26 protein-coding genes, 1 tRNA gene and 1 pseudogene are annotated in these 26821 nt (G+C 37.7%); 25 read left to right on the top strand and 3 right to left on the bottom strand.

The features are described from left to right. Positions 1-3 precede the first annotated feature (3 nt). The 10 genes from FJ218_00650 to FJ218_00605 all read left to right on the top strand — a co-directional run bounded on the left by FJ218_00650 (position 4) and on the right by FJ218_00605 (position 8897). Positions 4-387, top strand: a complete 384-nt coding sequence (locus tag FJ218_00650; GenBank protein ID MBM4165429.1) for a RidA family protein — start codon at positions 4-6, stop codon at positions 385-387. Between the two features lie 151 nt (positions 388-538). Continuing rightward, positions 539-925, top strand: coding sequence for a hypothetical protein (locus tag FJ218_00645; protein MBM4165428.1), 387 nt, complete (start codon positions 539-541; stop codon positions 923-925). Positions 926-958: 33 nt separating this feature from the next. Continuing rightward, entirely contained in the window at positions 959-1378 is a 420-nt protein-coding gene (locus FJ218_00640; GenBank protein MBM4165427.1) for a 4Fe-4S dicluster domain-containing protein, read from the top strand. Positions 1379-1387: 9 nt separating this feature from the next. Next, complete coding sequence (locus FJ218_00635; protein ID MBM4165426.1) at positions 1388-2416, top strand: glycosyltransferase family 9 protein; 1029 nt, start codon at positions 1388-1390, stop codon at positions 2414-2416. A 7-nt stretch (positions 2417-2423) separates the two neighbouring features. Next, positions 2424-3236, top strand: coding sequence for a DUF3108 domain-containing protein (locus FJ218_00630; GenBank protein MBM4165425.1), 813 nt, complete (start codon positions 2424-2426; stop codon positions 3234-3236). 77 nt (positions 3237-3313) lie between these two features. Next, entirely contained in the window at positions 3314-4282 is a 969-nt protein-coding gene (locus FJ218_00625) for a hypothetical protein (protein ID MBM4165424.1), read from the top strand. A gap of 131 nt (positions 4283-4413) precedes the next feature. After that, entirely contained in the window at positions 4414-5340 is a 927-nt protein-coding gene (locus FJ218_00620) for a CPBP family intramembrane metalloprotease (protein ID MBM4165423.1), read from the top strand. Further along, entirely contained in the window at positions 5337-6140 is an 804-nt protein-coding gene (locus FJ218_00615) for a phosphatidate cytidylyltransferase (GenBank protein MBM4165422.1), read from the top strand. Before FJ218_00620 ends, FJ218_00615 begins: the two co-directional genes overlap by 4 nt. 129 nt (positions 6141-6269) lie before the next feature. Further along, on the top strand, positions 6270-7601 hold the full coding sequence (rimO, locus tag FJ218_00610; GenBank protein ID MBM4165421.1) for a 30S ribosomal protein S12 methylthiotransferase RimO: 1332 nt from the start codon (positions 6270-6272) through the stop codon (positions 7599-7601). A 3-nt stretch (positions 7602-7604) separates the two neighbouring features. Next, entirely contained in the window at positions 7605-8897 is a 1293-nt protein-coding gene (locus FJ218_00605) for a GWxTD domain-containing protein (protein MBM4165420.1), read from the top strand. Here FJ218_00605 and FJ218_00600 read toward each other — a convergent pair whose 3' ends face one another. Next, a complete protein-coding gene (locus FJ218_00600; GenBank protein MBM4165419.1) occupies positions 8898-10310 on the bottom strand; it encodes a tetratricopeptide repeat protein in 1413 nt (470 codons plus the stop codon). Positions 10311-10541: 231 nt separating this feature from the next. Here FJ218_00600 and FJ218_00595 point away from each other — a divergent pair. From FJ218_00595 to FJ218_00525, 15 genes and pseudogenes are all read left to right on the top strand, one after another. After that, positions 10542-10615, top strand: a tRNA-Met gene (locus tag FJ218_00595). A 44-nt stretch (positions 10616-10659) separates the two neighbouring features. Continuing rightward, positions 10660-12036: a tRNA lysidine(34) synthetase TilS gene (gene tilS / locus FJ218_00590; GenBank protein ID MBM4165418.1), complete on the top strand. Its 1377-nt coding sequence runs from the start codon at positions 10660-10662 to the stop codon at positions 12034-12036. Next, positions 12033-12599, top strand: coding sequence for a hypoxanthine phosphoribosyltransferase (hpt, locus tag FJ218_00585; protein MBM4165417.1), 567 nt, complete (start codon positions 12033-12035; stop codon positions 12597-12599). Before tilS ends, hpt begins: the two co-directional genes overlap by 4 nt. Before the next feature lie 10 nt (positions 12600-12609). Beyond that, positions 12610-14634 (top strand): ATP-dependent metallopeptidase FtsH/Yme1/Tma family protein, encoded by a 2025-nt coding sequence (locus FJ218_00580; protein ID MBM4165416.1) that lies wholly within the window; start codon positions 12610-12612, stop codon positions 14632-14634. Next, the gene (locus FJ218_00575; GenBank protein ID MBM4165415.1) at positions 14634-15320 is read left to right on the top strand and encodes a dolichol kinase; all 687 of its coding nucleotides are present in this window, start codon (positions 14634-14636) and stop codon (positions 15318-15320) included. Before FJ218_00580 ends, FJ218_00575 begins: the two co-directional genes overlap by 1 nt. Positions 15321-15330: 10 nt before the next feature. After that, the gene (locus tag FJ218_00570) at positions 15331-16824 is read left to right on the top strand and encodes a bifunctional metallophosphatase/5'-nucleotidase (GenBank protein MBM4165414.1); all 1494 of its coding nucleotides are present in this window, start codon (positions 15331-15333) and stop codon (positions 16822-16824) included. 28 nt (positions 16825-16852) lie between these two features. After that, a complete protein-coding gene (locus FJ218_00565) occupies positions 16853-17563 on the top strand; it encodes a hypothetical protein (GenBank protein MBM4165413.1) in 711 nt (236 codons plus the stop codon). Positions 17564-17703: 140 nt separating this feature from the next. Beyond that, a complete protein-coding gene (locus tag FJ218_00560; GenBank protein ID MBM4165412.1) occupies positions 17704-18792 on the top strand; it encodes a hypothetical protein in 1089 nt (362 codons plus the stop codon). Positions 18793-18859: 67 nt separating this feature from the next. Beyond that, positions 18860-19405 carry a hypothetical protein gene (locus FJ218_00555; GenBank protein MBM4165411.1) on the top strand — a complete coding sequence of 182 codons (546 nt, stop codon included), beginning with the start codon at positions 18860-18862 and terminating at the stop codon, positions 19403-19405. A 69-nt stretch (positions 19406-19474) separates the two neighbouring features. Further along, a pseudogene (locus FJ218_00550) lies at positions 19475-19724 on the top strand (type II toxin-antitoxin system RelE/ParE family toxin). Positions 19725-19733: 9 nt separating this feature from the next. Beyond that, on the top strand, positions 19734-19931 hold the full coding sequence (locus tag FJ218_00545) for a type II toxin-antitoxin system prevent-host-death family antitoxin (GenBank protein MBM4165410.1): 198 nt from the start codon (positions 19734-19736) through the stop codon (positions 19929-19931). Positions 19932-19979: 48 nt separating this feature from the next. Further along, positions 19980-20465, top strand: coding sequence for a hypothetical protein (locus FJ218_00540; protein MBM4165409.1), 486 nt, complete (start codon positions 19980-19982; stop codon positions 20463-20465). 100 nt (positions 20466-20565) lie between these two features. Further along, positions 20566-21102 carry a LytR family transcriptional regulator gene (locus FJ218_00535; GenBank protein MBM4165408.1) on the top strand — a complete coding sequence of 179 codons (537 nt, stop codon included), beginning with the start codon at positions 20566-20568 and terminating at the stop codon, positions 21100-21102. Between the two features lie 45 nt (positions 21103-21147). Further along, the gene (gene rsfS, locus FJ218_00530) at positions 21148-21513 is read left to right on the top strand and encodes a ribosome silencing factor (protein MBM4165407.1); all 366 of its coding nucleotides are present in this window, start codon (positions 21148-21150) and stop codon (positions 21511-21513) included. After that, entirely contained in the window at positions 21510-23165 is a 1656-nt protein-coding gene (locus FJ218_00525) for an arginine--tRNA ligase (protein ID MBM4165406.1), read from the top strand. Before rsfS ends, FJ218_00525 begins: the two co-directional genes overlap by 4 nt. A 66-nt stretch (positions 23166-23231) precedes the next feature. Here the strand turns inward: FJ218_00525 and FJ218_00520 are convergent, their stop codons facing one another. Next, positions 23232-25754: a TonB-dependent receptor gene (locus FJ218_00520; GenBank protein MBM4165405.1), complete on the bottom strand. Its 2523-nt coding sequence runs from the start codon at positions 25752-25754 to the stop codon at positions 23232-23234. 111 nt (positions 25755-25865) lie between these two features. Further along, entirely contained in the window at positions 25866-26564 is a 699-nt protein-coding gene (locus FJ218_00515; GenBank protein ID MBM4165404.1) for a class I SAM-dependent methyltransferase, read from the bottom strand. Positions 26565-26821 lie beyond the last annotated feature (257 nt).

Here is a 26821-nt window from a genome sequence, read left to right as displayed (position 1 = left end):
TTTATGAAACGCATCATACAAACAGAAAACGCGCCGCTTCCAATTGGTCCGTATAGTCAAGGAGTGGTGTTTGGCAGCGGCATTTTAATTACTGCGGGACAAATTCCGCTTGACCCTTCTACGGGAAAAATTGTTGAAGGCGATATTAAAGTGCAAACGCGCCGTGCATTGGAAAACTTGCAAGCAATTTTGGAAGCGGGAAATTCGCGGCTCGCTAACGTGGTGAAAACAACAGTGTATCTAAAAGATATGAACGAGTTTCCCGCGATGAATGAAGTGTACGGCGAGTTCTTCCGCGACGTTGCTCCCGCGCGAACTACGGTGGAAGTTTCTCGCTTGCCGAAAGATGTGAAGATTGAGATCGAAGCGTTTGCTCTTGTTCCGTAAAATGTTTTTTTTTACCACTAAGACACGGAGGGCACTAAGTCTCACAAAGAATTTCTTAGTGTTTCTCTATGTTCTTAGTGCCTTAGTGGTTTTCCACAATAATATTTTTTCTCAACAAACAGATTCACTTTCCTATACAAAACAAAATATTGTGAACGAACAACGTCAATCTAAATCTTCGACGCAAGCAGTTTTACTTTCGCTTGCGCTTCCGGGACTTGGACAAATTTACAACGAATCCTACTGGAAAACACCAGTGATACTTGGCTTTGTCGGTTACTTCGGTTATGTGTGGAAACAAGAAAACGATTTGTATCATAAATATCAAACTGAGTATCGCAATAATCCTTTTGACGCACAAGCACGACGAGCGCGAGATTTTTACCACGACGAGCGCGATAGATTTGCGTGGTATCTCGGCGTAACATATTTGCTCAATGCTGTTGATGCGTACGTGGATTCGCAATTGTTTGATTTCGATGTCGGTGAAAATTTAAATACTCATTCGCTGCAATTACAATTACATTTTTATTTTTAATTTCGTTAAACAATTTTCAAAAAGAAACCCATTATGCAAGAACAAATAGTTAATATTCCATTGACAAAAACAACAAATGTGCAAACTCCTAAAGCAAAAAAGAAACCCAAAGAACTTGCTGTTGTCAACCAATCTGGTTGCACAGGATGCGAAGTTTGCGTTGAGTTTTGTCCAGTAGATTGCATACTTGTTGTCGCTGGTCCAGAATTTGACCAACACAAAAAACTTGTCGAAATAGATTTGGATATTTGTATCGGTTGTAAACTTTGTGCAAAATATTGTCCGTGGGAAACGATAGAAATGTTGCCCAATGAACAGGCTTATCTTATGGCGGTAAGTAACTGGACGGAACGAACTGTGTTGAGTGATCGCGCATGGATGCAATCTTCAACGGCTGAAAGAGCAGAAGAAACAACGCCAATGTTACTGACAAAACCCTATATCGAAAACTGATAACACGTATTGAAAACACTTTCAAGAATCCTCATTGTTCGCACGGATAGAATCGGCGACGTAATTCTTACTCTTCCGCTTGTAACAGCGCTTCGACGGCAATTTCCCAGCGTCGAAATTTCTATGCTTATCAGCAGTTACACTTCGGATATTGTCCATTCATATTCAGAGAATATTGAAGTGATTTTTTACGACCATGTTCCTTTTTTTCAAATGGTAAGACTCTTTCGCGAAAAGAAATTTGATGCCGCAGTTATTGTGAAACCTTCATGGCGATTGGCGTTGCTATTTTTTTTTGTTCAAATTCCAATTCGTGTTGGAACGGGTTATCGTTTGTACTCGTTTCTGTTCAATAAAAAAGTGTATGAACATCGTAAAAATGGCAACAAGCACGAACTCGAATACAATCTCAATTTACTTTCTCCGCTTGGCGTTGTTTCAAAAGAAAAAATATTTCCCCAATTAGTTGTTGATGAAGTAGCAAAAGACAAAGTTCAAAAACTTTTGCAGCAAAAACATATTTTTGAAACAGATTCGCTTGTCATTCTTCATCCGGGAAGTGGAGGTTCATCGAGAAATTGGCATTGGAAAAATTTTGGATTACTCGGAAAGCAAATTGGAGAAATTCCAAATACAAAACTTCTTGTAAGCGGTGGAAAAAATGAAAGAGAGTTGTTGATAAATGTTTCCAAAATAATTGGCGAGAAAGCAATTCTGTTGGATGAAACGCTTTCTCTTAAAGAATTTATTGCGTTGCTTTCTCTTGGTAAATTGTTCATTTCAAATTCAACAGGACCGCTTCATCTTGCTGTTGCTGTTGGTTCATTCGTTGTTGGTTTCTTTCCACAAATTCCACATTTGAGTTCAACACGTTGGGGACCGTACACAGAAAATAAAATAGAATTTTCTCCAAACAACAAACCGATTGATTGTAACAATTGTATTTCTGTAAATGAATGTGAGTGTATGAACTCGATTTCGGTGGAAGAAGTGTTTGAGAAGATAAAATCGAAACTGCAAAATTCAAATGGTAGATAAATTACGAATTACGAATTATGAATTACGATTTGTATTCTTGTACATTTATTTTCTGTTTATTCCAATTGATTCTTTTTCTCAATCTGATTCCATATTCGTTTTTCGTACTCAAAAAAATAACGCATTCACACTTGGCGAAAAACTTGTCTTCGATATTGATTACGGATTTATTACTGCTGGCGTTGCAACAATGGAAATTCCTTCGATTGAATTATTGAATGAACGACAGTGTTACAAAATTGCCGTGAAAGTTCGCTCTGCAAAAGGATTCGATTGGATTTATACAGTGCGCGATTCGTATTTTACATTTGTGGATGTGCAGGGAATTTTTCCGTGGAAGTTTGAACAGCATATTCGCGAGGGAAATTATCGCCGTGATTTTGTTGCAGAATTTGACCAACGAAATCATTTCGCCCAAACAATAGTGAGCAATGATATCGAGTATATAAAAATTCCAGATTATGTTCATGATATTGTTTCCGCTTTTTATTATTGCCGCACGGTTGATTTTACTGCATTGAGACCGAATGATGAAATTCACTTGCAAAATTTTTACAAAGACTCAACGTACGCGCTCGACATAAAGTATTTTGGAACAGAAGAAGTAGATGTCGGTGCTGGAGAATTTCGCGCTTTGAAAATTCAGCCATTTATTCGGAAAGGTGGATTATTTAAGAATACAGGCAATATGACAATTTGGCTCTCAGACGACGAAAATAAAATTCCTGTGAAAATGTCTTCGAAAATAATTGTCGGTGCGATTGTTGCAGAATTGCAGCAATATGGCGGAATAAAAAATCCAATGAAAGCAAAGAAATAAAAGTTACGAGTTTTGAGTTACAAGTTTCAAGTTTTATACTCGTAACCCGTAACTTGCAACTTGTAACTATAGAGAAAATGAAAAAACAAAAATCCAAATACAAACAAATTTCACTTTCAAAAATCAAAACGATTTCAATTGCAAATCGGAAAAGCAAAGTGCAGCCAAGTGATTTTGCAAAGGTGTACAATGAAATAGAAAATTCGTTTTCACAATTTACCGAATCACTTCCGCATATTTTGGTTGCAAACGATTTGCGAACTTTGATTGACGATATTATTTCATCACGAAAGAAGAAAATGCCGGTGATTTTGATGCTCGGTGCGCACGTTATCAAAGTTGGTTTGTCGCCGATTATTATTGATTTGATTGAGCGAAACATCATTACCGGAATTGCAATGAATAGCGCGGCGGCAATTCACGATAGCGAAACTGCGTTGTTTGGAAATACTTCCGAAGACGTTGCAGTGAATCTTCTCGATGGAACGTTTGGAATGTCAAAAGAAACGGGAGAGTTTATCAATAAAACATTGAAGAAACATTTTAAAGAAAGTGAGTGTGGTTACGGAGAAGCATTGGCAAATGAACTTGTAAAACGTAAAGCGAAATTCATTTCGCAAAGTGTTCTCGTTGCGTGTTTGAAAAAAAATATTCCTATTACAATTCACGCCGCGATTGGAACGGATATTATTCATCAGCAACCGACGATGGACGGAGCGGCAACTGGGGAGATGAGTTTTCGCGATTTTAAAATTTTTGCGAACGTAGTGAAAGATTTGAAAAACGGCGGAGTAGTTTTGAATATCGGTTCTGCTGTTATTCTTCCCGAAGTATTTTTGAAAGCATTAACGGTCGCTCGAAATCTTGGATACAAAGCGCAAGGATTTACAACTGCTGTCTTCGATATGAATTTGCATTATCGTCCGACGCAAAATGTAATGCTTCGTCCAACGCAGGGAACTGGAAGAGGATTTTATTTTGTAGGTCATCATGAGATTATGATTCCGTTGCTTGCGGCGATGATTAAGTTGAAAGTGAATAGTTAATTGTTATTCGTTATTTGTTATTAGCATTTCAAGAATTCTTCTGCGTTCATCTGCGTAATCTGCGGGAAACATTCTCCCGCAGATTTCACAGATTTGCGCAGAGAATTATAGATTGTACTTTCCAAGATTAAATGATTGAAACAACTGAAACAATTTCTCTCGAACCAATTGTAGAAATTCCGACTTCAATAATTTCACCGAAGTTCAGAATGTCATACACGGCATTTGCATTTATTGTGCTTGTTGTTGTGTTTTTCACATATCAAATCATTGGAGGATTATCTGCGATGCTGGTTTTCGGCAATGATTTTTCTGAAAACACTAATATCGTACGCATTGCTACAATGCTTTCACAATTTTTATTTTTGCTTTTACCGACACTTTTATTTACGCAATATCAAACGACCGATTTGAAAAAGTTTTTGCGATTCAGGAAACCAAAACTATCGCAAATTGTACTTGCAATTGTTGGCGTGTTTTCGTTAGGACAATCGCTGCAAGTAGTAGTAACGTTGCAAGAAAAAATTCCCTTGCCGAGCGAATTGCAATCTCTTATTGATACGTTCAAGAACATGATGGACGAAATGTATAAATCGCTTGTAACTGCAAATTCAATTCCCGAATTATTTTTCGTCATTCTTGTTGTTGCCATTGTTCCGGCATTGTGTGAGGAAATATTATTCCGCGGACTTGTGCAGCAAAATTTTGAACGCGGACTTGGAGTGAAACGCGGTTTTATAGTTACGGGAATATTATTTGGAGTTTATCATCTGAATCCATTTCTTATTATTCCGCTTTGCATTTTGGGAATTTATTTTTCCTTTCTTGTTGCGCACACGGGAAGTATTTGGGTTGCTATTATTGCGCATTTTTTCAACAACGCGCTTGCTTGTTATGCAGTGTATTTAAATCTTGGCGATGATTTTCTTGTTTCGGGAAAACCGGAAGAACTTTCGATGCTCGAATTGTTAACGACGAGCATTATTTCTGCTATGATATTTGCCGTTTCAACATATTATTTTTTGAGAACGATTGAACCAAAGGAACAAATCGCTTGAGTAATTTAACTTCTCGTACACTCGTTGCGCTTGTTGCAATTCCTGCAATTTTCTTCATCACGTATCAAGGAGATTGGGTTTTCTTTTTGTTCGTTGTCGTGCTTACTGTTCTTGGAATGTTAGAATATTACAAACTTGCAGAAGCGAAAGGAACTCATCCGCAAAAAGTTTTAGGAGTTATTCTCGGAATAATTTTATTGGTAATGTTCTTTAAGGAATTATTCTTATTCACGAAACTTCCATTTTTCATTTTTTCGTTTTCGTTTTTCATTTTCATTGTAGAATTATTTCGCAACAAAGAAAACCCGATTCAAAATCTTGCAACAACATTTTTCGGAATTATTTACATCGCAGGAAGTTTTGGAACATTGCTTGCATTGCGTGAAATGCAAAATGCAGAACTTGTCATTGCTATTTTTATTTCAATCTGGATTTGCGATTCTGCTGCATATTTTGGAGGCAGAGCATTTGGAAAGCATAAATTGTTTCTACGAGTTTCACCGAAGAAAACGTGGGAAGGAGCGATAGCTGGATTTCTTGGAGCAATAATGTCAGTGTTTGCACTTTACAATACTATTCTCCACAATTATTCTTTGAATGAATTGATAATGCTTTCGGTATTTGTAGGAGTTTTTGGACAACTCGGAGATTTATTTGAATCGCTGTTGAAACGTGATGCAAACATAAAGGATTCATCAACAATAATTCCCGGACACGGAGGGGTGTTGGATAGATTTGATAGTTTGCTTTTTGTCGCTCCTATGGTGTATATGTATTTTAAGTTTGTAATTGGTAATTAGTCATTCGTTTGAAATTTAAAATAGAACACGGATTACACTGATGTGACTGATTATCACGGATAATAATCTGTGAACATCTGTTTAATCAGCGTCATCAGTGTTCTATTCAAGTGAAGTAAGAAATTGAAAATCAAAACAAAACATAACGGAAAAAGCAATTCCATTTTCGTTCACTCGCTTGGTTGTGCGAAGAATTTAGTTGATAGCGAACAATTGCTTCGGCAAATCGGCTCGAATGAAATGCAAATCGCAAAAGGTTACAACGATGCTTCTGTTGTTGTTATTAACACTTGTGGATTTATTGGTCCCGCGAAAGTAGAATCGGTGAACACGATTCTCGAAGCAGTAGAAAAAAAATCGAAGGGCGCGTTGGAAAAAGTTTTCGTGATGGGGTGTTTATCCGAGCGATATAAAAGTGATTTGCAAAAAGAAATTCCAGGAGTAGATGGATTTTTCGGAACGATTTCAGAAATCGGAAAAATTGTTCACGCGCTTGGCGGAGATTTGAAATATGAATTACTCGGTGAGAGAGTTTTGCTTACACCGACGTTTTCTGCATTCTTAAAAATTTCTGAAGGTTGTGATAACCCTTGTTCGTTTTGCGCTATTCCGATTATGCGCGGAAAACATATCTCCAAACCGATGGATGAATTGCTGCATGAAGCGGAACATCTCGTTTCGCAAGGAGTGAAAGAATTGAATATTATTGCGCAAGATACAACCTACTACGGTTTGGATATGTCAAATTCGCGTGAATTGAAATCACTACTTCAAAATCTTTCGCGAGTGAACGGAATTGAGTGGATTCGATTATTGTATGCGTACCCGACAAAATTTCCGCGCGATATTTTGGAAGAAATTGCGACGAATAAAAAAATATGCAAGTATCTCGATATGCCGATTCAACACGCGGCAGATGAAGTTTTGAAATCAATGCGGCGCGGAATTACTAATCGTACCTTGCGGGAATTGATTTCGCATATTCGTTCGGTTGTTCCAAACATTACTATGCGAACGACATTCATTGTTGGCTATCCGAATGAAACTGAAAATGATTTTCGCACTTTACTCAATTTTGTAGAAGAAATGGAATTTGATAGAGTTGGCGTTTTCAAATATTCGCAAGAAGATGATACGACAGCATTTCCGTTTGGCGATGTGATTTCAGAAAAAGAAAAAGACGAACGTTATTCTCGATTGATGGAACTGCAGCAAAAAATTTCGTTGAAAAAAAATTCTGAAAAGATTGGAAAGAATGTGAAAGTATTGATTGAACGCGGCGCAGGAAGTACGTATGTTGGAAGAAGTGAATGTGATGCGCCAGAAGTTGATGGAGAAGTGTATGTTTCTTCCGAACGAGAATTACAAATTGGAAATTTTTATAATGTTACAATTACGAAAGCGGAACATTATGATGTGTTTGGAAAGGTGTCGCAGGAGATTTTGAAAAATAAAATTTAGAAAATGAACATTGGTATGAAAAAAATATTTATTGTAATTATTCTGTTGTTTTCGATAATAGATTTGCCGTTGATAGCACAACAGATGCTTCAAGGAGAAGAACTTGGACTACCAAAATTTACATTTACGACACTTAGTTTTGCAAGTGATACTTCTGCGCTAACGAAATTAAAAGTGTATGTGCAAGTCGAGTACTCGGGATTGAAATTTATTAAATCTGAACAAGGATTTTTTGCGTCATACGAAGTACAGATTTCATTTTTCGATGTTCGTAATTCGTTACTCTATGAAAAACAATGGGGAGAAGAACTGTACTTACAATCGTATGAACAAACGACTTCTACAACATCGTTTGCAATGCACACACATTCGTTTTTATTTCGTCCCGAAGAATATATAATATCAGTGCAAGTGCGAGATGTTGAGACAAGAAAATTATTCCGAATGCAAAAATCGGTTCATGTGCAGGAGTTTGGCGAATCCGCGTTTGAGATCAGTGATATAATGCTGATGCGTGGGCGAGACGAAACAAATGAACCATTGCCAAACATTAGTCAAATTTTGGAGCGAGAAACAAATGAACAGAAATTATATTATGAGGTGTATGCAAAAAACGAATCTCAAAATGCTAAATTTATGGTTCGGATTTTTACTCGTCAAATGGAGGAATTATTTTGTGATACGATGAGTACAACGTTAGCGAAAGGTAGAAATACCATCGTTTTTAATTTCAAGAAATTAGAATTACCTGTTGGTGAAGATTCATTGGAATTAATATCGAAAATTCAAACCGATTCAACGTACGAGTTGCCAAAACGTACAATGGCTATTCGCACGCGATGGAAGGGAATACCAGCGAACATTTCCATTATAGACGAGGCGATTTCTCAAATGGTGTATATTTCGACGAGCGAGGAGATGGATTCGTTGCAAGAGAAGGCAATTTCGGATGACGAACGGCGACAACGATTCGAACAGTTTTGGAAACGTCGAGACCCGACGCCGCAAACAGAGCGAAATGAATTGTTGGAAGAATATTTTTCTCGTGTTACGTATGCAAACAAACAATATGCTGTTCAAGGTTCTGGTTGGCGTTCCGATAGAGGAATGGTCTATATAATTTTTGGAAATCCCGATAACATTGAACGTCATCCATTTGACATAGAAATCAAGCCGTACGAGATTTGGTCGTACTATGACCAAAATCGCCGCTTTACATTTGTTGATGAAACGGGTTTCGGTGATTATCGTTTAGTAACTCCACTTTGGGAAGTGTGGGGCAAAGGGAAGAGGTAATTAACTCGAAGAGAACTGTTGAAGAAGTACTTTTAGATGTGAAAAATCCTGAAGAAAAAATTCTTTTTTTGTTGGGTCTAATTGGAATGACGTTTTGAGAGACTCAATTGCTTCTGATGTTTTCCCTAAAAATGTTAAGACTTTCCCTTTTGCATAATACGATTCTGCCCAAGCAGGAGCAAGAGAAATGCATTGATTGAACGCTTTAAGCGCTTCTTGATAAAATCCGGAACTGCATAGCACTTCGCCATAATCATACCATCCTTCACAATTTGTTGGGTCGTTTCGCAGCATTGTAGAAAAACTGGAAATTGCTTCGCGCCATTTACCTAACTGAAATTCCACATCTGCTTTTGCGTACCAAATTTCTGCGTCGTTTGGTTTTAACGATAGCGCTTTGTCGTAATCGCTTAGCGCTTTTCTGTATTCTTCCATTGTTTCGTAACAACTTCCTCTTCCGAAATACGAATCGCAATGTTCAGGATTCAACTGAATTGCTTTTGAAAATGACTGAATGGCTTCTTTCATTTGTCCAAGTTCTTCGTATGCGTTGGCTAAATTGTGCCAGATAACGAAATCATTTTTTTCTAATGAAATGGCTTGATGATAACATTCAATTGCATCAAGCAATCTTCCGATAGCTGCAAGTGCATTTCCTTTGTGATAGTACGCCGGAAAAAACTGTTCATAAATAGCAAGTGAAAAATCGTAACTCTCAATGGCTCTGGAATGTAACCCCATTCGTTGTAAGAGTATGCCGCGGTTATACCACGCTTCATAATCATATGGAGAAATGTCGAGATGTTGCTCGTAACAATGGAGTGCATCGTTAAACCGATCCATTAAATCGTAACAATAACCGAGTTCGTACCAGGCGGCACGGTGTTCCGGTTGAGATTCAATAAATTCGCGCAGAATCACTTCCGCTTCGGAATATCGTTCGAGTCGTTCAAGAATAATTGCTTTATTGATGAGCGCTTCACTGTTTTCTTCATCGAGCGAGAGGGCAATGTTATAATGTTCCAACGCTTCATCGAGATGATTGATAACTTCTAACGTAATGCCTTTATTCACATATATGTACGGATCAGCCGGGTCAATTTCTAATGCTTGCTGATAACAGGAAAATGCTTCCTTGTATCTTCGAAGACTATGCAGGATGATTCCTTTTCGCAACCACGCCTCTGCATTATACGACATTGTTGCAAGAATTGCATCAGCAAAATGTAGCGCTTCGGTGTAGTGATGATGCTGTAAATAAAAATTTGCAATTTCTTCCAATGCTTCAACACTTGAAAGATTTATTCCTTCCTGCGATAACCGGTCTTTCAGTTTTTCGAACTCTTGTTCTAAACGCGATTTCTTCTTCTGCGGCGGCTCTTCATCTTCAAAATTTTGAAAGGATGTGTTCATTGATAATTGTATAACATTTTTTCTTGTGAAAATAAAGTAATTTTTTTGTAGAAAAAAAATATTCAAGTGTTTTGAAGTAGCGCTAAGGAATGCATTACGTGTTTTTCAAAAAAAATTCTTTGTGTCGTACAAAAGAAATGTTCAGAAATAATTCGTCTTTACGAATTTCAAACATCGCTTTTGTTATCACTTCTTTTAATGATATATTTTGCCGCATTTTTATTCAATAATGGCGGAGTAGCTCAGTTGGTTAGAGCAACGGAATCATAATCCGTGTGTCGGGGGTTCAACTCCCTCCTCCGCTACTGATGGGGAAGTTTCACCGTAAATTCAACTTACACGTTCCTCAATGAATCGTACACTTCTCGATATTGTTCGTGAGGTAATTCTCGAACACGCTCTCGTTGAAAAGAATGATACCATCGTAATCGCAATGAGCGGCGGAATTGATTCAACAGTTCTCTTCCATCTTTTTCTCGCTTTACGCAAGGAGTACGATTTGCAACTTGCCGTAGCCCATTGTAATTATGGTTTGCGAGGAAATGAATCAGATGAAGAAGAAAATTTTGTTCGCTCATTGACAGAGGAAAATAATGTTCCATTCTTTTGCAAGAAAGTTTTTTTGAAAGAAAACGAGCGGCATTCGATTCAAGAACGTGCGAGAAAAATACGGTATAATTTTTTTCAGGAAATCACAACCTCTACGTCGTTCAAGAAAATTGCAACAGGACATACGCTGGATGATAATGCAGAGACAATACTATTTAATTTTTTACGTGGAAGCGGTGTTCTCGGATTATGCGGAATTCCATTGATACGAAAAAATATCATTCGCCCGATACTGTATGTAAACAGAAAAACGATTACCGATTATGCAGTTAAACATTCGGTAGCGTTTTGTACGGATTCATCGAACGTTACAAACGATTACACGAGAAATATCGTACGCAACCAACTTGTTCCTTTGATTGAAAAAGAAATTAATTCTAACGTTCAACATACATTATTTCGAGAAAGCAAATTATTTAATGATTTAGAAGAATATCTGCAAATGCAGTACGAAGTGTTATCAAATTCTGCAGTTCAATTGCAACAACACGGCGAAGTATTTGTTGAAATATCGTTACTGAAACGGGAAGCGAAGTTTCTCCAACAATATTTTTTCTATAATTTTGTCCGCAATTTTAGTCGAACGGAAGTAAAATATTTGCTTGTTGAAAATCTCGTAAAATTTTTGGATGCAGAAACGGGAAGCAGTTTTGTTTTGACGAGCGACGTACGGGTATTGAATGACAGAGGAAAATTAATCTTCAGCCGCGAAGAAACAAATGACGAGTTAAATATTTCTGTAGAAATAGGAAAGGAATATCGTTTTTTGAATTTTGTTTTCTTGTCGAGCGAAACGGATATTCGTTCAATCGCATTTCAAAAGAATGCCTGCGTTGAATACGTAGATGCTGATACTTTGAATAACAAATTATTTCTTCGGACTTGGAACGAGGGAGAATATTTTTATCCATTAGGTTTGAAAGGAAAAAAGAAAGTAAGCGATTATTTTACAGACGAAAAAATTCCGATACACAAAAAACACGCTATTCCGATTTTAGTATCCGACGGCAATATCGTATGGATATGTGGAAAACGATTAGATGAACGGTTTAAGATTACCGATGTAACAACACGTGTTGCCAAATTAGAATTTTTTGAATTAAAGCATAATCAATGAACGAAATTCAAATTAACGGAGAAACATTCATGTTGCTCTTGAGTGAAGAACAAATTCAACAGCGAGTTCGTGAATTAGGGAAAAAAATTTCCGAAGATTATATTGGAACAATTCCAATATTTGTCGGCGTTTTAAACGGCGCGGCAATTTTTTTATCCGATTTAATTCGTTGCGTGAGCATCAAACTCGAAATAGATTTTCTGAAACTTTCCAGTTATGGCGAAGAAAAATTCAGTTCGGGAAGTGTAAAAATGCTAAAAGACCTCGATGTGCATCTTGGCGGACGGGATATCATTATTGTTGAAGATATCGTTGATACAGGACTCTCTATCAATTTTATACAAAAACTTATTGAACCGCGAAATCCTTCTTCTGTTCGCATTGCTTCGCTATTATTGAAAAAAAGAAAATACAACCAGAACAACGCACAACGGAAAATTGATTATGTCGGTTTTGAAATTTCCGATGAGTTTGTTATCGGATATGGACTTGATTATACACAACAATACAGAAACTTACGTGCAATCTATCATCTCTCGTCGCAGAGTGAAAGGAGAAAGTAAAAAATTTTTTATGGAAGAAAAGAACATCAAAAGCAATAAATCAACAGAACGAAAATCACCGCCTCCTCGCAGACAAAAACCTATTCGCCCAAAAAATCGTCCTCCTCAAAAAATTGGCGATAACGATTTTACTTGGTCAAAGGGATTACGCGTTATATTCAGTTGGACAATTATTATTGCCGTTGTGTACCTCACAATGGTATTGCTTCGTCCCGGCGACAAAGCGGAAACGGAGATTCCCTATACCGAGTACGAACAGTATTTGAACGAAAAGAATATCCTTTCCGCAGTATTGAAGAAATCAGATTTTAATAACTTCGAGTTTCACGCCGTTTTAAAAGACCCGCAAGACAAACGAGTATATCTTGTCCTTCCTTTTGTAGATAATGTAATCATCGAAAAATGGAAAGCAGCAGGATTTCAGTATAAAATAATACGAGAAGATTATTCGTGGTGGAATGCATTGGTTTCCATGCTTCCGTGGGTATTGATTTTTGTAGTATGGTTATTTGTTATGCGGAGAATGCAGGGAGGTGGAATCAACGGACCACGCGGAATATTTTCGTTTGGAAAAATAAATGCGAGAATATTAAATGAGAATTCAGCCAAAGTTACGTTTGAAGATGTTGCCGGCGCAGACGAAGCAAAACAGGAATTACGCGAAGTCATAGAATTTCTGCGAGAGCCGGATAAATTTCAACGACTTGGCGGAAAAATTCCCAAGGGTGTTTTACTTCTTGGTTCACCGGGAACTGGAAAAACATTACTTGCGCGCGCCGTTGCGGGCGAAGCATCAGTTCCGTTTTATTCAATTTCTGGAGCGGATTTTGTCGAAATGTTTGTCGGTGTTGGCGCAAGCCGCGTTCGTGATTTATTTGAAACGGGAAAGAAAAATGCACCATGTATAATCTTTATTGATGAAATTGACGCTGTTGGTCGTCATCGCGGCGCAGGACTTGGAGGAGGACACGATGAGCGTGAACAAACGCTCAATCAACTACTTGTCGAGATGGATGGATTTGAACAGAATAGCGGAATCATCGTTGTTGCAGCAACGAATCGTCCCGATGTTCTTGACCCGGCTTTGCTACGTCCTGGACGCTTCGATAGACAAGTTGTTGTTGACCGTCCGGATGTGAAAGGGCGCGAAGGAATTTTGAGAGTTCATACGCGAAGTATTCCTCTTGCAGATAATGTTACGTTGGAAACTTTGGCAAAAGGAACTCCTGGGCTTTCGGGTGCAGACCTCGCAAATTTAGTGAACGAAGCCGCGCTTCTTGCTGCAAGGAAAAATCAAGATTTGGTTGATATGCATTGTTTTGAAGAAGCAAAAGATAAAGTGATGATGGGAACGGAGCGGAAAAGTTTGATTATTTCCGAAAAAGAAAAGAAAGTTACGTCGTATCATGAAAGCGGTCACGTATTGGTTGCAAAGCATCTTCCTGATGCAGACCCTGTTCATAAAGTAACGATAATTCCCCGCGGTCGCGCTCTTGGCGTTACAACATATCTTCCGATAGATGAAAAACACACGTATTCCAAAGAATATTTGGAAGCGATGATTACGTACGCATTAGGTGGAAGAGCCGCCGAATTTCTTATTTTCAATCAGTTAACAACTGGAGCAGGAAACGATATTGAACGTGCGACTGAACTTGCAAGGAAAATGATTTGTGAATGGGGAATGAGTTCGACGTTGGGTCCAATTGCCTACGGAGCGAAAGAAGAAGAATTGTTTTTGGGAAGAGAAGTAACGAAAACAAAAAACTTCAGCGAATTGACGCAGCAGAAAATTGATGAAGAAGTAAAACAGATTGTTGAACAATGTATGGTAAAAGCAGAACGCATTTTAAGGGATAATGTTGAAAAACTTCATTCGTTAGCCAATACATTGCTTGAACGGGAAATTCTTGACGGTGAAGAAATTGATATGATAATTCGTGGGGAATCGCTTGCCCCGATTCCGAAAAATGGAGATTCTGTTACGCCGCGCGGTGAAAAAGAAATCGAGAATGCCGTTTCATCAGTTGAGTAATGAGCCATCAAAACGTTCGTTCAATTTCCGGCGAAATAGATTTTAAGAAAGAACTTGTTCGGAAGTTCATTCATTTAATTTCGCTGACAATACCGATAAGTTATTGGTTTTGGTTTTCGAAAGAAACTACGCTTTTCTTGCTAATTATTCTTGCTGTTATCTCATTGGCTATTGATATTGCGCGATTATATCATACATCATTCTCTCAATTTTACAATATAATTTTTCAATCCATTCTTCGTGAACACGAAACGACAGATAAGAAAAAAAATTTAACAGGAGCAACGTACGTACTTATTTCCGCGGTATTGTGTGTTGCTCTTTTTCCGAAACTCATTGCAATCACAAGTTTTTTTATTCTCATTATTTCCGATACGGCTTCGGCGTTGTTCGGAAGAAAATTTGGAAGACATAAATTTAATTCAATTGCCGGTGGGAAAAAAAGTTGGGAAGGAAGTATTGCATTTGTCATTTCAGCGTTCGCAGTGATTCTTCTTACTCCCAAAGTACGATATTCATTTGTTGAATACGCATACGCATTTATTGCAGCAATTGGCGGAGCGATTGCCGAATTGTTTTCGTTCGATTTTCTCGATGATAATCTTGCCATTCCGTTGACGATAGGTTTTTTATTATGGGGAATGTATCAAGTGTTTCTTCCAGAATTTCCAATCAATTCATTTTAAAGTTTTTCTTATGTATCATTTCTTGCGTTTCTTTTTTGTAGCAATTCTACCACTTCCAATTTCTTTACAGTTATTTTCGCAACAGAAAACCATTACAATTTTACACACGAACGATATGCATGCAAGTTTTGTTCAGCATGAGGCGACGTGGAGTAGAAAAGACCCGAAGCCGATGGTGGGTGGTTTTTCAGAATTGTATTTTCTTGTTGATAGTATTCGAAATGAAAAACCGTTGTTATTGCTTGATGCCGGAGATGTAATGACGGGAAATCCAATTACGGAATACAAATATGAAAATGTATATGGAGGCGCTTTGTTTGCAATGATGAATAAAATCGGCTATGATGCGTGGAGTTTTGGCAATCACGATTTTGACGCATCGCAGGAAAATTTATTAGGGATTACACGCATTGTTCAGTTTCCCGTTCTTTCCGCAAACGTTGTGAATGAGCATGGAAAGTTTGTTCTCAATCATCATCCTTATACCATCATTGAAAAAAACGGATTACGAATTGGAATTATCGGCATTATGTCACAGTATCTCTATAATCTTGTGAATCAGAAAAATCTTGTAGGTATAAAAGTTCTTTCGCCTGTAGAAACTGCGCAGAAATATATTGACGAGATTGATGCGAAGACCGATGTGCTTATTGCTCTTACCCACGAAGGTGTTGACGATGATTCGCTTTTGGCAGAAAATGTTGAAGGTTTGGATGTGATTGTCGGCGGTCATTCGCATACGCGATTGACAAAACCCAGAGTCATAAACGATGTTATCATTGTTCAAGCGGGAGCGAATTGTGAAAATCTTGGTGAACTTGAAATTGTTGTTGAAAATGATAAAGTAACTTCATACGACGGAAAACTGATTACGATGTGGAAGCGCGATGACCGTCCTCAAAATGCACTCACAAACTTTATTGATTCAATGCAGCAGCAAATTGAAAACGATTATAGTGAAGTGATTGCTGAACTGACGGTTGATTGGCGTCGTCGTGATGGAGAAAGCGGAATCGGAAATTTTATTTCGGATGCGCAACGTATTGCGGCGTTTGCGGATGTTGGATTTATGAACAATCACGGTATTCGTAAAGATGTATTGAAAGGTCCATTAACTAAAAAAACATTGTTTGAAGTTCTTCCATTTCAAAATATTCTCACGACGTTTCAGTTAAGCGGTGCGCAACTTGCTGATGTACTTCGGTATTATATTAAAGATAAACCGCAGATTCAAACGTCAGGAATTTTATGTAAATGGAAAAAAGAAAACGATGGAATAGAATTTGTTGAATGTACAATCAATGGAAAACCATTGGATGAAACTAAAATGTACATTTGCGCTGCGAGCGATTATTTTGTCGGAGAAGCAAAACGATATATCGGGATAGAAATTTCACAGCCAATCTATTCCAACTCAATGGTATTTTCAGAAATTGTAAAATATGCCCGTGAAATGAAAACTATTTCAACCGGAGTTGAACAACGGATTGAAAAAGTAAAATAAAGACTTTTAAAAATATTTACGTATAACTGTGCAAAACAACTTTCCTATTCTCATTATTACCGGAAGGCCAGCCGCTGGAAAATCCGAAGTCATTGATTTTCTCAAACACACAAATACAGATGAACGTTTGCAGCAATTTCACATTTCCGATTTTGAAGAACTTGATGATTTCGTGTATGTTTGGGAAACATTCGAGATAGACGATATTCTTTCTCGACATAAAAAGCCACGTGTTTGGAGCGATGAAAAATATTGGTTTAAAGATGGGTTTATTTGGAATTTATACATCGAGCGCATCAATTTGGAATACAGAAAAAAACTTGCGCGTAATCCAAACTATCACGAGAAAATGACGACACTCATTGAGTTTGCGCGCGGGGGAGAAAACGGAATCAACGAAGCGTTGAATTATTTACACGAAGATATTTTGAAACGCGCGACATTGCTCTACATCAAAGTTTCGTATGAAGAATCGGTGAGAAAAAATCGTCGCCGCGCAAAACCCGGAATGGAAGATTCCATTTTGTATCATTCGCTTCCCGATGAGAAAATGGATTTTTATTACAAGATAAATGATTGGGAAAAAATAGCGGCAAAAAATCCGGATTACATCGAAGTGAAAGGATTCAACGTTCCGTACGCTGTGTTTGAAAACGAACCGGAAAAAACGCTTGACAAAAATTTGATTGCACAAGAATTAGAACGAGCGACTACAAAACTTTGGACGATGAAAAAGTAATTTCAAAATTCAAATGTCAAAAATAAATAGAACACAGATGACACTGATGAAACAGATTTTCACTGATAAAAAAAATCAGTGTACATCGGTCAAATCCGTTTCATCAGTGTTCTATTTTCTTTAATAACAACATAAAAATTATGTGGAAAACTGAAGAAGGAAGTACTGCGCGATTGATTCAACTCTGTGTTGGCTATTTTATTTTTTACGTCATTACGGGAATCAGCGCAAAACTTTTTACCGACCAACACATCGCAAGTTCACTCCATTTCAACCAAATCGAATATATGGTGTATAACACGATTGGCGGAATGATTACTGCGCTTGGCATTGTAATTGCGATGCGTTGGTATAGATTGAAATCGAATAATATGATTTCTGTTGCGGGACTTTCTCTTCCTGAAGAAATAAAATACATTCTTCCTTCCGGTTTGATGACGGCGATTGTTATTCCGACAACAACATTGATGTACACGTTTGAAGGAATGTCAGTAATGGTTGCGATGGTGATTATGCGAGCAAGCGTAATCGTTATCAGTAGAAGCGTTGATGCCGTGCAAATTGCGCAAGGAATTTTAAAAAAGAAAGTGTACAAAGAAGAAAATTTTGCAGTGGTGTTTGCATTGCTTGCGGCGGGAGTAAATTTAGTTTTTGTGCAAGCGGGTGATTTCGATTTTCTCAATAATACAGCCGCTGTCGGTATTTTATCGAGTTACATAATTGCGTATTTGATTCGCATTTATATAATGAACTATTTCAAAAATACACGAGCGAAAGGAGTTCCACTTGACAATCACGGATTTTTTGGAATCGAACAAATATTTGCATTCATTTTTATTCTTTCAATTTCATTTTTAGTTTATTTTGGTTCGCAATCATTTGGATGGGATGTTCCCCAAGTCATATTATTTAAAAATTCGTTTGATGTTGCAAATTCGTTATGGAGTTTTGGGGTGATGAGTGGAACAGCATTCGGTCTCGTCGCATTCTTTTCTGTGTTCCTGTTTATGTTCAAAGGCAGAACGGCAACGTTTGCGGGATTAGTAAATCGACTTACATCACTTGTTGCAGGGACAACCGCCACACTCCTTTCAGCGATTATATTCGGCGCTAAATTCCCGAAGTTGCAAGATTGGGTATCACTCGGTTTCATTCTCGTCGCAGTTTGGTTTTTGACGATTGCCGAACGAAAGCGAACAGCAGAATTGAAAGCAGAATCGGGAAAATAATTTTTGAAACTTTTCCATTCATTTCTTCGTTAGAAAACTGTAATTCAATTTCAAAAAACTATTTTCTATGAAGACATTTTTTCTTTTAAGTTTCGTCCTCTTCAACTCATTTCTTTTTACGCAGCATAAACATTCAAAATATGTAGGCGAAGAAAAACGTTCTATTAAATCGCTTTCCGATGAAGACATTCAAAATCTGAAAGAAGGAAACGGAATGGGATTAGCGAAAGCGGCGGAACTCAATCATTACCCCGGACCAAAACACGTTTTCGACATTGCCGACGTTTTGAAAATTACCGATGAACAGAAAAACACAATCCAAACGATTTTCAAAACGATGAGTGAAAATGCAGTTCGCGCTGGAAATAAAATTATTATGAAGGAAAAAGAATTGGATAGTTTGTTTGCAAGTAATTCAATTGACGAACAAACATTGAAATCAAATACGGAAGAAATAGGAATACTACACGGCGAACTTCGTTCAATTCATCTCATCGCGCATGTTGCAACGAAAAAAATTTTAACTGCGGAGCAAGTTGCGAAATACGACGAAGCACGTGGATATATTCCAAAAGCCGAGACAAAAAAACACAAACAGCATAAAATGAAGTAGAGCAACTTTGCAAACTCAATAAATTTTAGTATAATTTTCACGAAAAATTACTTCCGTTGATTGAATGAAATGCGTTATGACATTGTTTTCAAGCCAAAATCTTTGCGAGATTTAGAAAAACGCACAAACGAAGAACGCGAAACACATAGTAGAAAAAATAGAAGCGATGAAAGAAAATCTTTTCGGCGATGTAAAACACTTGACGAATTTTACGCCGGAATATCGTTTGCGTGTAGGAAACTATAGAGTATTATTTGAAATCGAAGGCACGAGTTTGGTAATTTATCGTATCAAGCACAGAAACGAAGCATATAAATAAATCAAAAATATGATTGAACTCCATCCCCAAATAATTAGCAAAGAAGGGAAAAATGAATTTGTTGTTCTCCCTTACCAAGAATTTAAGAAATTGCAAGAAACTTTAGAAGATATTGAAGACCTTCGCGATTTACGATTAGCAAAACAGCAAGAGGGATTTGCTTCAACAACTACACTTGAAGAAGTAAAAAGGAAGTTTGGATTATAAATTCGATATTCTCTATTTTATTATTGGCATAAATTATTCACCAACACTATGAAAAAATTTACATTCGCAATCACAGTAGTTCTTGTTTTCGGACTTACAAATTCCTTTGCGCAATTTCGAAATCAGCAAACTCCATCGCAAAACACTGGATTCTCAACGATACAATCGAATTCGCTTTTCGGTTGGATTGACCCGAATAAATTTTCAATGCATCATAATTTTTCGATTAACTATGCAACAAGCGGAGCGCAAAATCTTTCCATCAGTCAATACACGAACTCAATGCAATATATTTTTTCAGATTTAATTTCTGCGCGCGCCGATGTTAGTATGATGTATTCTCCGTATGCAACAGGTTTTCGTGGACAGCAATCAGTTTCCGGAATTTATTTGAATCGCGCGCAACTTGATTTTCGTCCGTGGGATAATGTACTGTTTCAAATTCAGTATCGCCAACTTCCACTTGGCTCATATTACTACAATCCGTTTTTGCTTTCCGGTTCATACTATTCTCATCCTTTTGGAGACGAATAATTTTTCCTCTGCATTTGAGACATATTTTTTTTGAAATAGATTTTCTCAATCGAAATTTCGACAGAGAAAATCTTTTTTATTTTCGTAGGTGTAATTTCTGATGGCTGATTTCTCGCCGCAAGAACAACGAACGTTATTCGAGCCATCAGATTCGTCTTCGACGACAAACGATACTCTTGTTCTGAAAAGAAAATTTCAATGGCAATACATCGCGCTCAATTCGTTGATTGTAATTTTTTTCTTGCTATTGTTTGTGTTACTGTATGGAATTCTTTCTCTGTTTTTTACTTCGAAGGAACTTGCCGAACAAAAAATTCTATCATTGCCTAATGCGGTGCAAGTGGATATACTTAATGCGAGTGGTGTTTCGGGAATCGGTATGAAACTCACGAAACAGTTACGCAATATTGGCGTGGATGTGATTGATGTCGGAAATTTTTCAACAGAAACAAACGAAAGTTTTATTATAGACAGAGTGGGAAATAAACGCAACGCAGCAACGTTTGCGAACATTGTTGGCATTGATTCAAATAAAATTGTACAACAAATTTCTCGCGAGTATATCGTGAATATCTCACTCGTTCTCGGAAAAGATTATCAACGATTTTTTACAAACAATTTAGAAGAAAAGAGATAGGAATTTATCTTGGCTACAAAAGTTCTCGCAAAAAAAATTGCGCAAATGTGTTTTCTCAAAAAGGCATCGGATGTTGCGTTGCTTGATATTCGCAAAGTTTCTGATGTAACGGATTTTTTCATTCTCTGTTCCGGCGATTCGGATATTCAAGTGCGTGCTATTGCAAATGCTATAATGGAAACGGCGAAGAAAGATGGGTTGTATCCTTGGCATAACGAAGGAATGGACGTTGCCGATTGGGTGATTATTGATTTTGTTGATGTTGTCGTACACATATTTCAAAAATCCACACGCACATATTACAATTTGGAAAAATTATGGGGTGATGCAAAAATAGAATACATCGAAGAAAAAATTGCAAAACCAAAATTGCCGGCAACAAAAGCGAAAAAGAAATCCGTAGAGAAATGAAAGATTATCTTCATCAAAACATAGGTTCAGTAATTCAGAAATTGTTTGGGATAGAAAACCAAACAATTTTTTTTGAGAAACCGAAAGTTGTGGAACACGGCGATATTTCAACCAACATTGCAATGCAACTTTCCAAATCGCTCAAAAAGAATCCTCGCCAAATTGCAACGGAACTCATCGCTTCGCTTCGATTTGATTCAACTATTATTGAAAAAGTGGAAATCGCCGGTCCTGGATTTATCAATTTTCATTTTACAAAAAATTATTTTCAAAATGAATTGAGAAGTATTCTTGCAACAAATATCTCTTTCGGAAAAAATGAGAATGGAAATAATAAAACAGCGCAAGTTGAGTTTGTTTCCGCAAATCCAACGGGACCATTAACGGTCGGACACGGAAGAAACGCAGTGTTCGGTGATACGGTTGCGCGAGTTCTTGAATGGAGCGGATATAATATTACGCGCGAATATTATTTCAACAATGCGGGAAGACAAATGCGCCTGCTTGGCGATTCAGTTCGTTTGAGGTATTTGCAATTACTCGGCGAGCAAATTTCTTTTCCCGAAGATTATTATCAAGGCGAATACATTATTGACATCGCAAAAAACTTGCAGAAGGAATTCGGCAATACACTTCGCAACGAAAACGCAGAAGGAAAATTCAAACAACAAGCGGAAGCAGAAATTTTTGAAGACATAAAAAAAACGTGCAAGCGACTGGGAATAGTGTTTGATGTTTTCTTCAATGAAAATTCTTTATACGAAACAGGAAAAGTAAAGGAGTTGATAGATGAATTCAAACGCATCGGCATTGCATACGAAAGCGAAGGTGCATTGTGGTTGAAGAAAGAAATTCTCGGCAGCGAAAAAGATAAAGTGATTGTGAAAAGCACAGGTGAGCCGACGTATCGTTTGCCGGATATTGCGTATCATCGAAATAAAATTCATCGCGGATTTGATGTGATGATTGATATTTTAGGAAGCGACCATATTGCAACGTATCCCGATGTGCTTGCAAGTTTACGCGCCCTCGGAGAAAATCCTGAAAAGATCAAAGTACTGATTCACCAGTTTGTTACGATATTACAAGATGGTGAAGTCGTGAAAATGTCCACACGGAAAGCAAATTTTATTACACTCGATGAGTTGATAGATGAAGTTAGCGCGGATGTCGTTCGCTATTTCTTTTTGATGCGCAGTATCGGAAGTCATCTCAATTTCGATTTGAAACTTGCGAAACAACAATCGGACGAAAACCCTGTGTATTATCTACAATATGCTCATGCGAGAATTGCAAGCATCATTCGATTTGCAAGTGAGCAAGGAGCAGAGAGTATAGAGCGTAGAGAAAAAAGCCAAGAGCAAATAGCAAATCTGTCTTTGCTGGAAGAAAGTGCAGAAATTGATTTGATGAAATTATTACGAACATTTCCCGAAGTTGTAGAAAATGTCGCAACAAATTTTGAGCCGCATTTACTCTGCGAATATTTACATAACGTCGCAAGTTCATTTCATCGCTTTTATCACGACCATCGCGTTGTAACGGATGATAGAGAATTAACATCGGCGCGATTGGCATTGTGTTCGGGAACAAAAATTGTTTTAGGAAATGGACTTTCAATTTTAGGAATTACTGCGCCGGAAAGAATGTAATATGCAAATTTTGTTTACGAATAGAGCAGAAACAAGATTTCTGCTCTATGTTTTAAATGACTCTTCTCAAAACTCAACTTCCACTCCTGCAACGGGGAAAAACGCAAACTGGTAAACTGTTTCTATTGTTCCATCGCTGCGGTGATTTTCATAGAAAACATTTTTTGTGTTGAAGATATTCATCATCGCGATGTACACGTTGATGTTGTACCCGGAATGATTGTATCTGCTTAACCACTGAAAATCCAAGCGACTGTAATCGGGATAACGAACGGAATTTTCTTTCTTACTGGAAACCCACGCGCCTGGTGACCAATGTACTCCGCCTTCTCTGTTTTGTTTCCACAATACGTATTCGAGCGGCGTGTATGGTCTTCCCGATTGATATCGAAATTTAAAACTGATTTCCATTTCGTTCGAAAATGGAAAAATGTACGAAGGATATTTTATGTAGAACGGAGCGTTATCGCACCAATCACGAACACCTTTCACCACCTTTCCTCCAAGCGCAGTGAGGATAACAGGATAATCAAATTCTGATGTGTACCAACGTTTCATTGGTGGAATTCGCGAATCTTTCATCTCAGTTTTTGAAAACGACACGCTCAATGTTCCGAAATAGTCTGCGACTTGCTTTTGTTCGAGAAATAATTCTGTTCCATAGGAGTGTCGTTTGCCAATCGTGTGAATTTTATCGGTGCGAACCGTTTCTGCTGCTTGATAAATAAATTCTTCACTCACCGCAATGTTGCGATAATTTTTGTAATACGTTTCTACGCTGAATTTGAAACCTTCACCGAGAATATGTTCGTAACCGAGAACATAATGCGTCGCTTTCATATAATCGAGATTGCGATTGAATCCGATATGAAATCTGTCGCCGTAAAAGGGGAGCGGATGAACCTGCGCATATTCACCGACTGCAAATGTTGCAGTACTAATTGATGGAATAAATTGATACGATAAACTTGCTCGAGGAGAAAATGCACCTTTGCCCGCGTACGTAAAATGGTCGTACCGAAAACCTAAAGTAAATGCGAATGAAGAAGTCAGTAAATATTTATCACTTGCAAACAGATAGTATTTACTCGCATCGCCGAATTTGAAATGCTGCAAAAACGTTGCCGCATTTACAGCAATCGGACCTGTTTCAAAAATTCCATCGTTGTCAAAATCGTAACGCGACGTATCTCCTCCGAAAAATAAATCGTCTCTCCACTTTTGCGCTGTTTGAATTTGTCCTCCGAGTGAAAGTGAATGAAGTGGATGTGGTTGGTAAAACAATTCGTACTTTGCACCGAGAAATGATTCGAACATATTATTGGCAAAAACTTTTTGAGTGTTGAGAATGGTGTACGAATTGACATCGCCGTTTGCATCGCGTTGACGAACTGCAAAATCTTCCTGCACGGTTATATCAGTGCTTGTTCCCGATGAATAAAGTGTGAACATCGAGTATCCTTCTTTTCCGAACAAACTACGAAGACTCAATCCTACGGCGTATTGTTTTGTAACAGGATAAAGCGTTTCAACCGATGATGAATCGAGAACGTTACGGCGTAACGTATCTTGCAACTTCGGGTCTCCAACAAAATTGATGCGGCTATCTCCATACAAAACATTGAATATCAGTTTTTGCGATTGCGAAAAATCGTACGTCAATTTTGATTGCATATCCCAATATTTCGGAATGGCGGTAAGCGAAATTTTTGAAATACCAACTGCCTTATCAATAACTTCGAGCAAACTATTGCGAATAGAAAAAATGTATGAACCTTTTTCGTTTGCAAAACCTCCTTCGATCAGCATTCCGAGCCCTGCCATATTCATTGCCGTATTGGAAGCGAACGATTTCTTTTTATCACCTTCGCGCACCGTTAAATTCATAACGGAGGAAGTTTTATCGCCGTATTGCGCAGGAAATCCTCCCGAAGAAAATTGCACATCTTCAATCATATCGGCGTTCACCATATTGATGGGACCAGCGGAATTAAATTGATTCGAGTAATGATTGATGGAAGGAATTTCCATTTGGTCAAGAATCGTAAGATTTTCGAACGGTGCGCCTCCTCGTACAATGAGTTCGTTAATGTTATCCGTTGAACTCGCAACACCGGGAAGCGATTGCGCAACTCGCTGCACATCTTGAATTCCACCGGGAGAACGCAACACTTCCGCGCGAACAAACACGCTTGAACTTACGGGACTCATCTGTTGCGCTCTGCTGAAATATGTCGCTTCTGCTGTAACTGTTTGCATTTCTATGGATTTCTCTTCAAGTTTAATGGTAATCGGAGTTGCGCGACCTGTTACAACAACAGTATTGGTAACAATTTGCGAACTATAACCTAAGGCAGAAATTTTCAAACTGTATGTTCCAACAGGAATGGTTTTCAATAGAAATACACCGTCGAGATTGGAAGAAGTTCCGAGCTCAGGTTTTTCAACAAGGAAAATATTTGCTGAAGGAATCGGCTCTAATGTTTTAACGTCGAAAATTTTTCCGGAAATGTCGCCGAAACGTTCCTGGGAATTAGAGGTAAATGAAAGTGATAGGAAGATTAGATAGAGATAGAATAATTGCCTCATTGTATTTTTGAATTTGTGAATAAATATTTTGAAAGATATTTGTGTTAGACTTGAAGTGTTTTTAAAATGTTGCAACAACAATTATTATTTTCTGAATTTTCAAGTGTGCATTCAACGAACGTCCATTTCACAAAAGATTACTGATTCATCTACTTCTGAAATGTTTACGCTTACATTGAACTCAGAAACCAAACCAAGGAAATTTTTTTCATTCACTGTCGTTGCCGTAAACCCATCTTTGCAAACAATCATGCCATTCATTGTATGTTCTTCATCAATTTCACCAATAAGTCCTTCCCTCTCTTGCAACCGAAACCAATGAAGCCGATGGTCCCAAAATTTTTCGGAATAACTTGAAAAGAAAATTTTTCCACCGGGTTTTGTTACGCGAATACTTTCTTTGATTAATTCGTGTTGATTGACGTGAAATGCAGAAATTCCGTTTTGAATACAAACGACAACATCAAATGTGTGAGAAAGAAAATCAAGTTTTGTTGCATTCATTTGAAATAGAAGGCTATTTGAAACATTGCGAAGAAACTGCTGACCAAGGAGTAAACTCTGCAACGATGTATCAATGCCAACGACAAATTTTGCTTTGTTCGCCAACGTCGGAATGATACGACCATAGCCGCAACCCAATTCCAAAACTACATCGTTTGCAGTTATTTTTGAAAGAAGGTAATGTATTTCTGCATCAAAATATTGTTGAACGCGGGGTGGAGCAATTTCATAAACGCGTTGTAAATTTTCAGCAGAAAGATGTTTTGTGTAGTAAGAAAAATTCGTATCAGGCACGTGTGAACATATTTACTTTTCAAACTCTATTACTTTCATCGGAATTCATCCGTTTCGTATGGAATGAACATCTACGCTTACGTCGAGTTGCTTTAAGTGTTCCATTCTCACTATTTCGAAATACAGTAAATAATTTGCATTGTGAACAATTCCTTGCAAATCTATTTCGTAATTGCGAATGCGCATTTGAGTTTTGAAGTTGAAATCTTTTTTATCCATAGAGGAATTGGTAATTTGTCATTGATAATGAGTTTAGCGAGATTCAAGAA

The sequence above is a fragment of the Ignavibacteria bacterium genome (assembly GCA_016873775.1).
GTDB lineage: Bacteria > Bacteroidota > Ignavibacteria > UBA10030 > F1-140-MAGs086 > JAGXRH01.
This window is presented reverse-complemented; position numbering and strand designations above follow the sequence as displayed.

What these genes read in the sequence shown, in the direction of transcription:
- FJ218_00650 (MBM4165429.1), top strand. Translation starts at nt 4, where the DNA reads ATGAAACGCATCATACAAACAGAAAACGCGCCGCTTCCAATTGGTCCG.
- FJ218_00640 (MBM4165427.1), top strand. Translation starts at nt 959, where the DNA reads ATGCAAGAACAAATAGTTAATATTCCATTGACAAAAACAACAAATGTG.
- FJ218_00625 (MBM4165424.1), top strand. Translation starts at nt 3,314, where the DNA reads ATGAAAAAACAAAAATCCAAATACAAACAAATTTCACTTTCAAAAATC.
- FJ218_00620 (MBM4165423.1), top strand. Translation starts at nt 4,414, where the DNA reads ATGATTGAAACAACTGAAACAATTTCTCTCGAACCAATTGTAGAAATT.
- FJ218_00605 (MBM4165420.1), top strand. Translation starts at nt 7,605, where the DNA reads ATGAACATTGGTATGAAAAAAATATTTATTGTAATTATTCTGTTGTTT.
- FJ218_00600 (MBM4165419.1), bottom strand. Translation starts at nt 10,310, where the DNA reads ATGAACACATCCTTTCAAAATTTTGAAGATGAAGAGCCGCCGCAGAAG.
- tilS (MBM4165418.1), top strand. Translation starts at nt 10,660, where the DNA reads ATGAATCGTACACTTCTCGATATTGTTCGTGAGGTAATTCTCGAACAC.
- hpt (MBM4165417.1), top strand. Translation starts at nt 12,033, where the DNA reads ATGAACGAAATTCAAATTAACGGAGAAACATTCATGTTGCTCTTGAGT.
- FJ218_00580 (MBM4165416.1), top strand. Translation starts at nt 12,610, where the DNA reads ATGGAAGAAAAGAACATCAAAAGCAATAAATCAACAGAACGAAAATCA.
- FJ218_00575 (MBM4165415.1), top strand. Translation starts at nt 14,634, where the DNA reads ATGAGCCATCAAAACGTTCGTTCAATTTCCGGCGAAATAGATTTTAAG.
- FJ218_00570 (MBM4165414.1), top strand. Translation starts at nt 15,331, where the DNA reads ATGTATCATTTCTTGCGTTTCTTTTTTGTAGCAATTCTACCACTTCCA.
- FJ218_00560 (MBM4165412.1), top strand. Translation starts at nt 17,704, where the DNA reads ATGTGGAAAACTGAAGAAGGAAGTACTGCGCGATTGATTCAACTCTGT.
- FJ218_00555 (MBM4165411.1), top strand. Translation starts at nt 18,860, where the DNA reads ATGAAGACATTTTTTCTTTTAAGTTTCGTCCTCTTCAACTCATTTCTT.
- FJ218_00545 (MBM4165410.1), top strand. Translation starts at nt 19,734, where the DNA reads ATGATTGAACTCCATCCCCAAATAATTAGCAAAGAAGGGAAAAATGAA.
- FJ218_00540 (MBM4165409.1), top strand. Translation starts at nt 19,980, where the DNA reads ATGAAAAAATTTACATTCGCAATCACAGTAGTTCTTGTTTTCGGACTT.
- FJ218_00535 (MBM4165408.1), top strand. Translation starts at nt 20,566, where the DNA reads ATGGCTGATTTCTCGCCGCAAGAACAACGAACGTTATTCGAGCCATCA.
- rsfS (MBM4165407.1), top strand. Translation starts at nt 21,148, where the DNA reads ATGTGTTTTCTCAAAAAGGCATCGGATGTTGCGTTGCTTGATATTCGC.
- FJ218_00525 (MBM4165406.1), top strand. Translation starts at nt 21,510, where the DNA reads ATGAAAGATTATCTTCATCAAAACATAGGTTCAGTAATTCAGAAATTG.
- FJ218_00520 (MBM4165405.1), bottom strand. Translation starts at nt 25,754, where the DNA reads ATGAGGCAATTATTCTATCTCTATCTAATCTTCCTATCACTTTCATTT.